The sequence below is a fragment of the Mucilaginibacter dorajii genome (genome assembly GCF_024808255.1).
GTDB classification, from domain to species: Bacteria; Bacteroidota; Bacteroidia; order Sphingobacteriales; family Sphingobacteriaceae; genus Mucilaginibacter; species Mucilaginibacter dorajii.
On record NZ_JANTYS010000002.1, the window covers coordinates 1 to 14,726 of the forward strand.

Here is a 14,726-nt window from a genome sequence, read left to right on the forward strand (position 1 = left end):
TACTCCTTGCTGAGAAATTCAACGAAAACAGATAAACATGGAGCCAATACGTTGCAAACATAGAGGCCGCATCATTTGAATTATGATACGGCCTCATATATAATTGTTATATAAACAATTATATATGCAACAATTAAGCTACAAAAACATAGAGCAAAGGAATAAAGTACAATTAATGTTTATAATACAATTAATTAAAAAAAGAAATCAACCTATGAAATCACTCCTGTTTTGAGCTAACTTAATTCGTGAAATTCGAAAAAATTGCCGTGAATTAGTGCTCACAAAAATACCCGCCTGTTTTGAACAGACGGGTAAAATTAAATGTTAGGGGAAAATGAAATTATTGCAAATCCCACCACAACCTATCCGTCAGCTTAGCCGACTGCTGTGGCTGCGGATTTGATATAATTTCGGCCTCAGGATATAACACCCTGCGAGGTATAGCCGAAAGCGCGTTAGGCACAGCCGGTAACACCGGGTAACCGGTACGCCTGTAATCGGTAAAGTTCTCCAGCGACAGGAAGTTGGCAATTTGTTTTTCTTCGATGATCAATTGCTCGGCATTGCTGCTGGTTAATACGCGTGTAGCCAGGTAAGTAGTAGCATTTGCCGTGCTGATACCCAGTTTAGTCATGTGCGACGATACCGCGCTTTGGTAAACAGTTTGCGCGCTTGCAAAACCCGAGGTAATCAAAGTAGCCTCGGCCTTTATAAATAAAGCTTCGGAATAATTTACAATGTAATTGGTTGCACTTGCCGCACCGTAGAAATCGCCGGGGCGAGAGTATTCTTCTAATTGACCAATGGTATTTAAGCCTTCGCCAAGGCCGGTATATAAACCCGTTGCTGTGGCGGGTGCCACCATCACGCTTAAGCGCGGATCGTTACGGGTTTTAAACCCATTAACAAAAGTATTAGCCAAAACCACCGTGCTTGCCGAGATAAAGTTTTGCTGCCATGGGTTTTCTGCACCTGCCGCGCCACTGTAAGCCATTTTAAAATCATCATCGTTTGATTGCATGCCTTTTTCTAAAGCAGTAAGCGCCAGCTGGGCCTGGGCAGCGGCGGTATACCCGGTTGCTTTGGTAAGGTGCATGTAATAACGGGCCTTTAAAGTATAGGCCAGTTTGGTCCATTTACTCATATCGCCGGCATAAAAATAATCATCGCCAGCTGGTGTAGTAGTTCCGGCTTTTGCAATATCGGCAATACCGGCATCCAGTAAGCTTTGAATATTGGTATAGATGTCTTTTTGCGCATCGTAAACCGGGGTAAAATTGGTGCTGCCTTTAAACGCCTGTGAGTATGGGATATCGCCCCATAAATCGGTACCTGTACCCAGGCAGTAAGCTGTTAATATTTTAGCAATACCCGCATAGTTTGATTTGCCATCGGCAACGGCCTTTGTGTTTAAGGTTACCAGGTTGTTTAAACAGGTAACATACAGGTTGGTCCAATCGCCATCCATATCTGAGTTGTACATTAAATAGGTACCTGCATTTGGCGCTACCTGGTTTAAGGCAGCTACCTGCATATATTCCTGCGCAATAACAGCTACGTTACCCGCAAATACACTTGATGATATATCCAGCTCAACCGGGGCCAGGATCTGCGCTTCGGCAACATCAATAGGCTGGTTGGGGTTTTTATTTACGTCGATATATTTTTTACACCCCGAAGCACTTATCAGGACACATGACGTTAAAATCATTAATATTTTTTTCATGATATTTTTTGTTGATAAATGATAATTAAAGTGTGAGTTTTAAGCTAAGGTCAAATGATCTGGAGGTTGGGGTCGAGAATGAGTAGATCCCCTGCGAACCGTTTGATGCTCCAAATGAGCTCACTTCAGGGTCGCCGCCTGTAAAGTGTGGTGCATATATCCACAGATTGCGCCCGGTTACACTTAAATTAACTGTTTTAAACGGACTGCCCTTTAACCACGATGGTGTTAAGCTGTAGCCCAAACTTACGTTACGCAGTTTAAGATAAGTACCATCCTGTATCACAGATTCGGTGATACCATTAATACGCTGGTAATAAGCCTGGCCACTAACTGATACGGTGTTAGGCAAACCGGTTGTAGCATTTACGCCATCAACAACCCTCGGGCCACGGTTTTCAGTAACTTTTGGTGTTCCGTAAAAATAGCCGTACCCATCTACGTTGTTCTGGATATCGCCACCTTTTTTCACATCAAAAAAGAAGCTTAGGTTTAATTGTTTGTACCTGATGTTGTTGGTAACGCCACCTGTCCATTTAGGATTGGTATTGCCAATAATACCTTGTGTAGCATCAGCATAAGGCAGGCCGTCATCGCCTATCAATAATTTACCGGCGGCATTACGGGCATAACGGGTACCATAAATAATACCGTATGGCTGACCAACAATCAACGAGGTAAAGCCATTACCCAGCTGCTGCAAATCACCATAAAGGTTTAACACTTTATTGCGGGTACGGGTAAAGTTTACAGTCATGTTCCAGCTGAAATCCCTGGTTTTGACAGGCACAACTGATAATAATACCTCAATACCTTTATTTTGCATTACACCGGTATTCACCGTAGTACCGCTATAGCCTGTTGAAGGCGCGATACTTACACCGGGAATAATACCATCAACTGTTTTTTTGGCAAAATAAGATGCCTCTAAACTGATGCGATTGTTAAAGAAACCTGTTTCGAAACCTGCCTCAAACTCATTGATCCTTTCGTTTTTCAGGAAAGGGTTACCCAAAGTTGAGCTCAACAAAAAGCCCGATTGCCCCTGGTAAGGGAAAGTAATATTGCGGATGGTTTGGCTGTAATAAGGGGTGGTAAGTGAATAAGCGCCAACGTTACTACCACCTACGGTTGCATATGATACGCGTAGTTTACCCAGGTTCATCACATCCTGAAAATCTTTAGAGAAAAACTCCGAGAATATGAAACTACCCGCGGCCGATCCGTATGGGTAAAAATTATTTGATGTTGATAGCACCGAGCTGCCATCATACCTGCCTGTTAATGATAAAATCAGGATTTTTTTGTAGTCGATATTGGTTTGCAGGTAAAATCCAATCCTGCGGATAAGCGCGTGGCTTTCTGAATAACTTACTGTTGAGGCAGAGCTGATGTTATCCAAATCGGCCACTGAAAGACCAACCCCATTAGCGTAAGAATCTTCGGTATACTGCGAAAAGATGTTGTTACCCAAAATGGCATCGATATTAAAATCGCCAAACTGGTGATTTGCGCTCAATATCAAATCGTTGTTCAACTGCCTGAAATTGGCATTGTTCACTACGATACGACCATTAGGATTTGATACCGATTGCGCCGACTCATGGTAATGATCCTGCTCGGTATAAACATCGGCCCCAAAACGCTCTGTAATGGTGATCCATTTCAATGGCTTATAATCGGCAGTAAAAGTTGGCATAAAACGGTTTATGCCCGATGTGTTAGAGATGTTGTTGAGCACCCAGTAAGGGTTGTTGCGTGAGTAACGGTAAAGTCGTTGTGTTCCATCGGCATTTTCATAAGGTTGCAGGTTGTATGATATTGGGGCGGTAAAAATTGTCCATACCGGGCTTTCCAGGGCGTAACCTTCAGGCAAGCGATGATTTTGCGAGTTGGTATAGTTTAGCTGGAAAGTGGTAGTCAGGTTTGGCAATATCTGCGCGCCGTATTTAGCAAATATGCTGTTACGGATAAATGATGTTGTTGGTACCGTACCCTGCTGATTAAAGTTGGAATACGATATGTAATAATTTGAGGCCGCGCCGCCGCCGTTAATACTAAACACATTATTATAGGTGTGCCCGGTCCTGAAAAACAGGTCCGACTGATTGTATTTTTTCGCGGCTTGTCCGTTTATTTTAAGGGTATCCATTAAGGGTCCCCATGAGGTACTTGTTTTTTGTGTTTCACCATCGTAATAAATACCATTTGTACCCTGCGCGTATTTGCTTTGGATCTGCGGTAGCAAAGGATTTTCAAACGATAGATCCGATGAAAAATTGATAGTCGGCTTTTTGCCTGTGCTGCCTGTTTTTGTGGTGATGATAATTACACCATTGGCACCTAATGAACCATATAAAGCAGTCGCGGCCGCGCCCTTTAACACGTTGATATTTTCAACAATATTAGGATCAAGGTCAGCTATCCTGCTGGTACCGGGGCCTGAGTTTAAGTTACCAGTTTCGCTGTTATCAACCGGGATACCGTCAATAACCATCAAAGCGTTGTTATCGCCATAAAAAGAGGATGCCCCCCTGATCACGATACGGGTTGAGCTACCCGGATTGCCCGATGAACTGGTGATCTGTACACCTGATACCTTACCGGCAATATCGTTTACAATGTTTGGATCTTTACCTTGTACCAACTCGGAACCTTTTACTTCCTGGCTGCTGTAAGTAAGTACGCGTTTATCGCGTTTAATGCCCAGGGCGGTAACTACTACCTCACTAAGGATTTTGTTATCCTCGGCCAATACTACATCAACTTCGGTTTGGCCGCTTAGCTTGATCTCTTTTGATGTATAGCCAATTGCCGAAAAGGTGAGGATACCTGCACCAGCGTAAGTAATGGTATACTTACCATTAAGATCGGTGCTGACACCTTTATTGGTGCCTTTAATGTGTACGGTTACGCCAGGGAGGGGTAAACCTTTATCATCTGATACTTTTCCTTTTAATACAGTTGTTTGCGCGTAAGTACCGGCGCAAAACAAAGCCATACAAGTTAAAGATAAAATGAGCTTTTTGAATAGTCGCTTTAGCTTCATAAACTAATTTTTGGGGTTAAAAATTTTATCATTCACGTCTCTGATTTTCAGATATGTAAATCTATTTGCCCCCGGTTTTCCATTTTATCAAAAACTTGCCAAAGCTTGCCGGATATTAACTTTGTTGTTACAATAGCGTTAAATAATGATGATATTTATATAAAACAGTAAAGGGCGAAGCACCAGGATATGCCATTATTTAGCAGCTATCAAAAGCGTTTTTCGCAAAACCGGTTAAAATACGGTTACAACAAGCAAATTATTACCGCTAATTATTAAACACGTACCGCTAATTTTATAACTTGAAACCATAGTAGTAAAAAAGGTATGTTGGCAAATCAGTATTTTAAATTAACACTTTGCGCGGTTGCTGGTCTTTTAGGCCTACAGTCTGTCCGCGCGCAATCTTACGTCCCCGAGTGGCAGGATAAAAGGGTAAAAGTGGCTTATGTTACACCTATTAAAGCCTACAGCTTTGATCTGAAAGATGTAAGCCTGCTTGAAAGCCCCTTTAAACAGGCTATGCGTGTTGATGAGGCTTATTTACTAACTATTGAACCCGATAGGCTGTTATCATCCTTCCGCGCCCATTCGGGATTGAAGCCTAAGGGTAAAATGTATGAAGGCTGGGAATCATCGGGCTTGGCGGGGCATACGCTGGGGCATTACCTATCGGCTATTTCTATGCATTACGCTTCTACCCGTAACCCCGAGTTTTTAAAACGGGTAAATTATATTGTTGCAGAGCTAAACGAATGCCAGGTAGCCCGCAAAACTGGCTATGTTGGCGCCATCCCCAAAGAAGATACTTTATGGGCCGAAGTTGCCAAAGGCGAGATCCGTTCAAGAGGGTTCGATTTAAATGGCGGCTGGTCGCCCTGGTATACCGTGCATAAAGTAATGGCGGGATTGCTTGATGCCTATTTATATACAAACAATACCCAGGCCCTAAAGATTTGCGAAGGCATGGCCAACTGGACAGGTGAAACCATTAAAAACCTTGACGACGACAAACTGCAAAAAATGCTGCTTTGCGAATACGGCGGTATGGCCGAAACGCTGGTTAACCTATACGCTTTTACCGGCAATAAAAAATACCTCGATCTATCATACAAGTTTTATGACAAACGCATTCTTGACCCGCTGGCCGAAGGGAAAGACATATTACCTGGCAAACATTCCAACACGCAGATCCCTAAAATAATTGCCAGCGCGCGCCGCTACGAGCTTACCGGCGATAAAAAGGACCAGGCCATCGCCGGTTTCTTTTGGCAAACTGTTACTAACGATCACTCCTACGCCACCGGTGGTAACAGTAATTACGAATACCTGAGCGAGCCGCGCAAGCTGAACGACAGGCTTACCGAAAACACCACCGAAACCTGTAACACCTACAATATGCTAAAATTAACCAGGCATTTGTTTGCGGTGCAGCCATCGGCCATGCTGATGGATTATTACGAGAAAGCACTGTACAATCATATCCTGGCATCACAAAACCATGAAACCGGTATGGTATGCTATTTTGTACCCTTACGGATGGGTGGCAAAAAAAGCTATAGCACCCCTTTTGATGATTTTACCTGCTGTGTAGGCAGCGGCATGGAAAACCATGTAAAGTATAACGAAAACATTTACTTCCGCGGTGCGGATGGAAGCCTGTACCTTAACCTGTTTATTCCATCGGTATTAAAATGGGCCGATAAAGGAATTTCGGTAACGCAACAAAGCAGTTTGCCATCTTCAGACATTAGCACCTTTACCATCAACAGTAAAAAGCCGGTTGCTTTGGCTATCCGCATCCGTAAACCTAAATGGGCAAATAAGGTAAGCATCAGCATAAACGGCAAAGCACAGCCGGTTGTAATTGATGAGCAGGGTTACATTGTATTGAACCGCAAATGGAAAAACAACGATAAAATCACCTTAACTACTCCCGAAAGCCTGTATACCGAAGCTATGCCCGATAATGCCAACAGGCGCGCGGTATTTTACGGCCCGGTATTACTTGCCGGCGTTTTAGGCAATACCGAACCCGATCCGCTTAAAGGCGTACCCGTTTTTGTTACCAGCGAAACTGATCCCAACAAATGGCTGCAAATGGTTGACAAAAAACAGTTAAGCTTTAGTACCACCGGCGTTGCAAAACCAAACGAGGTAACTTTGATTCCCTTTAATCAAACCAAAAACGAATACTATTCCGTTTATTGGGATGTTTTTACACCTGATGCCTGGGTGCTACAACAAAAAGCTTACGACGAGCAGCGCAAAAAGCAGCAGGAACTGGAAGCCCGCACCATGGATATTTTACGTACCGGCGAAATGCAACCCGAGCGCGATCATAATTTTGTAAGCGAAAATGCTACAACCGGCGAAGATCATCAAAAGAAATGGCGGTCGACAGAGAATGGTGGTTACCTGCAATATGATATGAAAGTTGATGCCAATGGTCAAAACACGCTTATTAATACCTATTGGGGAATGGATAACCGTGGCCGTACTTTTGACATTATGGTTGATGGGATAAAACTGGCTACAGAAGATTTGAACCAATATAAAGAAAGTCGCTTTTATGATATCAGCTATACCCTACCTATCGAGCTGACTAAAGGCAAGCAAAAAGTAGTGATCAAATTATTGCCCAAAAAAGATAACAGCGCCGGACCGGTTTATGGAAGCCGAATGGTTAAGAATTGATTTGAAATAACAAATGATATTGATTTGTATACGCAAATCAATATCATTTAAATATCCCGATAACAATAGTGCTGATTAAACAGATGCCCCGATCATTTGCCCAAGCCAGATGGGGATGAGTTTTTTACGCTCTTGCATCAATTCAAAAAACTCTTCTTTGGTGGCATTGCCAAAATTGGTGACCTGGTTAAGGCTTAAAAAAGGAAAAATAAGCATGCTTCCCATATTTAAGATAATATGAAAAGCATTGTACTGAATCTTCCCGCTGGTATTTAAGGCCATCACTTGTTTGGCAAAATCAGATTCCATGATAGCCGGCAGATTCCTGATCAGGGGCAGACTATTGGAACCGGCCATCACTTCTCTTACCAAAAAAAGCGGCAAATCGGGTTCATTCAATGCTTTATTGATAAAATGATCGGCCATTAATTCTATTTTTTGCAGCAGCGATAAAGACGTATTATAAAACACCGGCTCAACTTCGGCAAAAGTTTTCTCGATGGTTTCGGCCATGATCAGTTCAAATAACTTTTCCTTACTCCGGAAATAGTAATTAACAGATGCCACATTAATATCAGCCTCGGCGGCAATGTCCCTCACTGTTGTTGCCAAAAAGCCCTTCTTTGTAAAAATTAATTTGGCCGCCTTTTTTATCCTTTCCTCTGCCGAAACTTCTGCTGCTACTGTCTCCATATGCTATTTGTAACAAATTTAGACAATGCCTGTCAATTTAGGGCTTTTAAATGGATGTCAAAAACATCGGTATACTAATAAAGAGAAATAGCTTTTAATATTTAACTTTATTTTCTCACAAGCTGAGCGTTGAGTAAACACGAATTTAACTGCCTTAAAGATAGATTATAGCTAATTTCACGTTTTTTTTCAATTCACATTTTAATTTGTGCTACAGGGCAAAAGCATCTAAACTGGGTTAACATAACTTAACATATTTCAGATAAAAAATCATTTAAATATCTAATAATCAATATTTTGTCTTTTTACATGGTTAACACAAAAATGATGTACCGCGCAATTTAGCCACCTAATATTTGTGCCTTTTGCTGGTCAATACAAGTCCTTTCGGTATCTGGATCATTTAACCCAGGACCAGGCAATAAAAACAAGGTATTAATTTGATGCTTATATCTTCCATACGCCATAAGCTTATTCCCTTACCTATTGTTAAATAACAGCTTATTCCCGTTAACTATTTAGATGCGTTTGCCATGATTTATGCTATCGATCAATTCCAAAATTCGTGAAATTGATTAAATGGTAACCGGGTCGGCCGGCATTTGTGTCTAACTCAAAAAAGGTGCCTTACTAATAACACGATTAATTACTTGTGGGTAAAAGCGATTTCCCTGTATATTAATGTGTATCTGTAACAGCTTTTTGTCCTTTTTTAAACGGGGCTATATAAAGTAGTGGGATGGCACAGATCATGACCACGCCAACAATCCAATAAGCATCATTATAGGTTAGCAACATGCTTTGGCGGTTTACGCTATTATCAATGGCCTGGTAAGCCATGCGTGCAGCATCCAAAGCGCTTCTACCTTTGGCCATAAAACCAGCCGAAAGACCATTAAAGCGATCAGTAAAATAACCATTGTAAATGTTAATGCTCCCTAACAGGTTACTGCGGTGAACCGCCTCCCTGATATGGATAAGTGTAGTTAAACCGGCGATACCAAATGAACCGCCCAACTGCCGCATCATGTTGTTTAAGCCAGTCCCCTGCCCTATCTCGTGCCCTTTAAGATCACCAATGGCAAGGGTGGTTAACGGTACAAACAGCAAGGCCAGTCCAACACCACGAATAGCCAACGGCCAAAAGAAATCGCCTGTACCTACCGAAAGGGTTGAATGGCTCAGCATATTGGAGAAAACGAAAAACAGCACCAGGCCTACGGTCGCCATTAGCTGTGCAGGCACGCCATTGTTGAGCATTTTGCCAACAAATGGCATCATAATGATGGTGAAAAGGCCGCCGGGTAGTAAAACCAACCCGGTTTGTTGCGCCGAAAACCCTAAAAGCGATTGACAAAATACGGGGAATACAAACGTTGATCCGTACAAACCCACACCCAATATAAAGGATGTCATCATCCCGGCAGAAAAGCTTCGTTTTTTAAGGATCTGGAAATTGACAATGGGATTTGCGGCAGTTAACTCCCGCCATATAAAAAGTATTAAACCAAATACCGCGGTAACTGTTAACACAACAATGTAGGGTCTTGAAAACCAATCCTCATCTTCGCCTTTTTCTAAAATAGTTTGCAGGCTTCCTACAGCAACGGCTAATAATAAAATGCCCCACCAATCTATCGGTTTGCCTTTACCATCGGCAGGCGTACTCCTTACAAACATGTATGCTAAAACAGCGGCAGCAGCACCTACCGGTAAATTAACATAAAAGATCCAGCGCCAGGCAGCGTGGTCGGTAATGTAGCCGCCAATGGTTGGCCCTAATGTTGGCCCCACTACAGCGCCCAAACCAAATAAAGCTGTTGCGGTACCCACCTGGTTTTTTGGCCAGGTATCTAACAAAATAGCCTGCGCTGTAGAAATTAGTCCACCACCGGCAATTCCCTGTAAAATACGAAAGCCTACCAGCTCTGTTAAACTATGCGCGTTTCCACATAAAAAAGAAGCGATAGTAAAAATGATGATAGAAGTTAAAAAGTAATTTTTGCGACCGAAGTAGCTGCCCAGCCAGCCAGACATAGGCAGTATGATCACGTTGGCTACGCTGTAGCCGGTAACCACCCAGGCGGCATCTGTTAAAGTAGCACCCAAATTGCCCTGTATCTGCGGCAACGATACATTTACTATAGTAGTATCAATTAATTCCAGCAGTGATGCTGTTATTACGGTGATGGTAATTATCCATTTTTTTAATCCTGTTTCTGCCATTGTTTAATTATTAAATCCGGCACAAAATTAATCAATCGATTAATTAAAACAATTGTTTAAAACATTTGATAGAATGATTACATTGGAATGATATTGGATATCGACGTGGATTTTCCCCAAAAAAATAACCTGATCACTCCCAATATGGAATAGATGTCATATAATGCGCGGCATCACCACAATCAAATTGATTCGTCTTAAATTTGATCATGGACATCAAATATTCTGTTCTCGACCTGGCTACCGTAATACAGGGCCATACCCCTGCCGAAACTTTTCCGCGCAGCCTTGAGCTTGCCCAAGTGGCCGAAAAATTAGGCTACAGTCGCTTTTGGCTGGCCGAACATCATAACATGATCAGTGTTGCCAGTTCGGCAACGGCTGTTTTAATAGGCTATATTGCCGGGGGTACTTCTACTATACGTGTTGGCTCGGGCGGTATTATGCTCCCTAACCACGCGCCCTTAATTGTGGCCGAGCAATTTGGCACGCTTGCATCAATTTATCCAAACCGTATTGATTTAGGTTTAGGGCGGGCACCGGGATCCGATCAATTGACCGCTTTGGAGATCAGGGGGCAAAACTATTATCAGCCGCATAATTTCCCTGCAGATATTCAAAAGCTGCAAACCCTCTTCTCTGCCGAAAACGCCGGTGCCAAAGTAAGGGCCATTCCTGGTGAAGGGCTTGATGTGCCGATATGGATATTGGGCTCAAGTACCGATAGCGCGAGGGTAGCAGCAGCATTGGGTTTACCTTATGCTTTTGCAAGCCATTTTGCACCCTCTTATTTTTTAGAGGCGATAGAGCTTTATCGCACGCAATTCAGGCCGTCAAAACACCTTGCCAAACCTTATGTAATGGCTTGTGTAAACGTGGTTGCTGCCGATACCGATGAGGAGGCAGAACGTTTGGCAACCTCTTTAAAACATCTGTTTATAGGTGTCATCACCGGGCAACGTAAATTACTACAGCCACCCACCGATAACATGACCTGGGACCCGCTGGAAGAGCAGGCGGTTAACCAAATGCTTGCCTATAGCTTTATTGGCAGTAAAGAATCGCTCAAAACCAGACTGGAGGCTTTTGTTGAAAAAACTGGTGTTAACGAAATTATGGCTACCTCGCATATATTTAACCAGGCGGCGCGGCTGCATTCTTATGAACTCTTCTCGCAGGTGATTAACGAACTGAATACCGTGTCTCAAGAATGAAAAAGCGATAAGCTATTTTTTGAGGTGATGGAGCATTTAAATAACCTACCCATTGCGAATTGACACAACGTCAATTCGCAATTTTTACAAAACATCGTATGTTTGCAATAAAACATCACATCCCGCTACATGAAACTATACGATAAAATTGTAAACCAAGTAAAAGAGGATATTACAAGCGGAAAGTTTAAAGCAGGCGAAAAGATCCCGGCCGAACCTGAATTGATGAAACTTTACGGCGTAGGGCGATCTACCATAAGGGAAGCCATTAAAACATTGGCTATTTCCGGTATCCTGAAAGTACAGCAAGGTTCGGGCACTTTTGTAAACAGCAATTTGCAAACCGGCAGTATGGAGCAGCGCCTTAGGCGGGCCGATTTTGACGATATCAATGCCGTCAGGGCTTTATTAGAAAAAGAGATTGTAAAGTTGGCCACCCTTAATCATACTGACGAACAGCTGAACGAAATAGCCCAAAACCTGGAAAAACGCAGGTTGGCCATACTTGCCGAAAAAGCCCAGGATTGCGCAGATGCTGATGTGGCCTTCCACATGGCTATAGCAAACGCGTCCGGCAATACCGTGTTGGCCGAATTGTATTATAGTTTTACGCTGATTATCAGGAACTTTTTATCTGCAAGAGATGTGCAGGGCATCAGCTATTATGCCATGAACCATTACCTGCATGAGCGATTATTTACAGCAATCAAAAGCAAAAAGATTAACCAATCCCAATTGGCTATTCAAAAGATCCTGGAGAATAATTATTAGGGGTATAGTTTAATATACCAGACTTACGAAGTTTTAAAAACTTCGTAAGTCTTTCGCCGCTTTGCCGTCCCCCCTTCAGCATAATCATTCAGTTTCTTTGTATTGACTATCTTCACTCAATAGCACAAACTATTCCCTTCCCCCTATCTACCAACTTTCTCAAAAAAATGTAAAAACAAAAATAAACATCTGATGTTTAATAAATACATCGTATGTTTGTATTGTATTTTAATCATAACAGTCATGACTATTCTCACATTTACATTAATCCTGCTTGCCGGTGCTTACCTTGCCGGGCTGGTTGGTTCGCTCACCGGTTTAGGTGGCGGCGTGGTAGTAATTCCACTGCTTACACTTGTTTTTCACGTTGATATCCGCTATGCGATAGGCGCTGCATTGCTGGCATCTATAGCCAACTCCTCGGGCGCGGCAAGCGCTTATGTCAAAGAGGGCATCACCAATATCCGTTTAGGCATGTTTTTAGAAATTGCCACCACCATAGGTGCCGTTGTTGGCGCGGTAATAGCGGTTTACACGCCTACAAATACCATTGCCATACTATTTGGTGTTATACTGCTATTCTCGGCAGCGATGACCATCCGCAAAAAGAACCAGGAAGCACTAACCGTGGGCAGCAAGGCGTCATTCCGTTTAAAGCTGAACAGTACCTATCCAACTAAAGATGGCGAGGTAGCTTACCAGTTAAAAAATGTTGGTGCAGGCTTTTCTATCATGACTTTAGCCGGCGTGTTATCGGGTTTGTTAGGAATAGGCTCGGGCGCGTTAAAAGTATTAGCTATGGATTCTACCATGCATATCCCCTTTAAAGTAAGTACCACCACCAGTAACTTTATGATCGGTGTTACGGCTGCGGCAAGCGCTGTTGTTTACCTGCAACGAGGGTACATGGACCCGGGTATTGCTTTCCCGGTAGTATTGGGGGTTTTAGGCGGTGCCTTTACCGGTTCAAAACTCCTCACCCGCCTTGATCCTAAAGTGCTCAAGTATATATTTTGCCTTGCCATCTCTTTTGTGGCTGTCGAAATGATCTATAACGGGTATAACCACCAGTTTTAATATCCAACAACCATCATCATGAAAAAATTCATTTCAAAAAACTTCCTGGCCGATCAGGACATAGAACAACTCATCGGCCTGCAATTAAGATACGGAGTAATAACCGCCAGCGTTATTGTACTGCTTGGCGGGTTGATATATCTTTATCAATCGGGCAGTTCTGGCATGCCATCGTACCACACTTTTATTGGCACCAAAGCCGGTTTCACTACAGCTAACGAAATCATAACCGGGCTCAAAACCATCAATGCCAAAAGCGTGATCCAGCTTGGGGTTATCGTTTTAATAGCTACCCCCATCCTGCGTATTGCCTTTTCCCTTATCGGTTTTATACTGGAAAAAGACAGATTATACATCGGCATAACCTTCATTGTATTATCGGTTATGATGATCAGCATTTTCGGTGGGTTAAAAATTTAAGCAAACAGTAATTAATTAAATCAGCTACATTTTATAGTTTAAAATATCATGAAAAACATCATTCATTTAAAAAAGGGGCTTATTGTTCTTATTGCGGCGCTTTTAACAGCAAACATTACAAGCGCGCAACAATCAATACCTGTAAAAAATATCATCCTGGTTCACGGCGCATTTGTGGATGGCTCGGGCTGGAAACCAGTTTATGACATACTGATAAAAAAGGGCTACCATGTAAGTGTAGTTGAACAGCCCCTAACCTCCTTTACCGGCGATGTTGACGCCGTAAAACGTGTAATTGCCATGCAAACCGGCCCTTGTATCCTGGTAGCCCACAGCTACGGCGGCGCTATTATTACCGAAGCAGGTAACGACCCTAAAGTTGCCGGCCTGGTATATATTGCAGCCCATGCACCAGATGCGGGCGAATCTGAAGCTGATAACGGAAAACTTTACCCATCGGCCTATAAATCGCTCCAAAAACCGGCAGATGGTTTTGATTATATCGATCCGGCAAAATTTTACCAGGACTTTGCAGCCGACCTGCCCAAAGAACAAGCCGAATTTGAGGCACAATCACAAATGCCTACGGTTGATTCTGTATTTCATGCTGTTATTAAAAATCCCGCCTGGAAAGTAAAACCAAGCTGGTACATGGTAGCAAAATCAGACCGTATCATTAACCCCGACCTGGAACGCCTGTATGCCAAAAGAGCAAAAAGTCAAACTGTAGAAATTGACGGTGCCAGCCATTCAGTGTATGAATCGCACCCACAGGAAGTAGCCCAATTAATTGAAGCCGCCGCAAAATAGCATATAAAATTTGCACCTTGCTGCTAAGTGTTCCCAAAAG

At 42.8% G+C, this 14,726-nt stretch carries 10 protein-coding genes; 6 read left to right on the plus strand and 4 right to left on the minus strand.

What is annotated here, in order from left to right; genetic code table 11:
* Positions 1 to 343: 343 nt before the first annotated feature.
* A complete protein-coding gene (locus FHS10_RS02070) occupies positions 344 to 1,729 on the minus strand; it encodes a SusD/RagB family nutrient-binding outer membrane lipoprotein (RefSeq protein ID WP_259087191.1) in 1,386 nt (461 codons plus the stop codon).
* Between the two features lie 25 nt (positions 1,730 to 1,754).
* Positions 1,755 to 4,730, minus strand: coding sequence for a SusC/RagA family TonB-linked outer membrane protein (locus FHS10_RS02075; RefSeq protein WP_259087193.1), 2,976 nt, complete (start codon positions 4,728 to 4,730; stop codon positions 1,755 to 1,757).
* 375 nt (positions 4,731 to 5,105) lie between these two features.
* On the opposite strand from FHS10_RS02075, the gene FHS10_RS02080 reads away from it, so the two are divergent.
* Positions 5,106 to 7,475, plus strand: coding sequence for a glycoside hydrolase family 127 protein (locus FHS10_RS02080; RefSeq protein WP_259087194.1), 2,370 nt, complete (start codon positions 5,106 to 5,108; stop codon positions 7,473 to 7,475).
* Positions 7,476 to 7,550: 75 nt separating this feature from the next.
* Here FHS10_RS02080 and FHS10_RS02085 read toward each other — a convergent pair whose 3' ends face one another.
* Both FHS10_RS02085 and FHS10_RS02090 read right to left on the minus strand, forming a co-directional pair.
* The gene (locus FHS10_RS02085) at positions 7,551 to 8,168 is read right to left on the minus strand and encodes a TetR/AcrR family transcriptional regulator (protein WP_259087196.1); all 618 of its coding nucleotides are present in this window, start codon (positions 8,166 to 8,168) and stop codon (positions 7,551 to 7,553) included.
* A gap of 678 nt (positions 8,169 to 8,846) precedes the next feature.
* Positions 8,847 to 10,394 carry a DHA2 family efflux MFS transporter permease subunit gene (locus tag FHS10_RS02090; RefSeq protein ID WP_259087202.1) on the minus strand — a complete coding sequence of 516 codons (1,548 nt, stop codon included), beginning with the start codon at positions 10,392 to 10,394 and terminating at the stop codon, positions 8,847 to 8,849.
* 209 nt (positions 10,395 to 10,603) lie between these two features.
* Between FHS10_RS02090 and FHS10_RS02095 the strand changes: the two genes are divergently transcribed.
* The 5 genes from FHS10_RS02095 (at position 10,604) to FHS10_RS02115 (ending at position 14,686) form a co-directional block, all read left to right on the plus strand.
* Positions 10,604 to 11,608 (plus strand): LLM class flavin-dependent oxidoreductase, encoded by a 1,005-nt coding sequence (locus FHS10_RS02095; protein ID WP_259087203.1) that lies wholly within the window; start codon positions 10,604 to 10,606, stop codon positions 11,606 to 11,608.
* A 129-nt stretch (positions 11,609 to 11,737) separates the two neighbouring features.
* Positions 11,738 to 12,379, plus strand: coding sequence for a FadR/GntR family transcriptional regulator (locus FHS10_RS02100; RefSeq protein ID WP_259087205.1), 642 nt, complete (start codon positions 11,738 to 11,740; stop codon positions 12,377 to 12,379).
* Positions 12,380 to 12,622: 243 nt separating this feature from the next.
* Entirely contained in the window at positions 12,623 to 13,456 is an 834-nt protein-coding gene (locus FHS10_RS02105) for a sulfite exporter TauE/SafE family protein (protein WP_259087206.1), read from the plus strand.
* A gap of 18 nt (positions 13,457 to 13,474) precedes the next feature.
* Complete coding sequence (locus FHS10_RS02110; protein ID WP_259087208.1) at positions 13,475 to 13,876, plus strand: DUF1634 domain-containing protein; 402 nt, start codon at positions 13,475 to 13,477, stop codon at positions 13,874 to 13,876.
* Between the two features lie 48 nt (positions 13,877 to 13,924).
* Positions 13,925 to 14,686 (plus strand): alpha/beta hydrolase, encoded by a 762-nt coding sequence (locus tag FHS10_RS02115; protein ID WP_259087209.1) that lies wholly within the window; start codon positions 13,925 to 13,927, stop codon positions 14,684 to 14,686.
* Positions 14,687 to 14,726 lie beyond the last annotated feature (40 nt).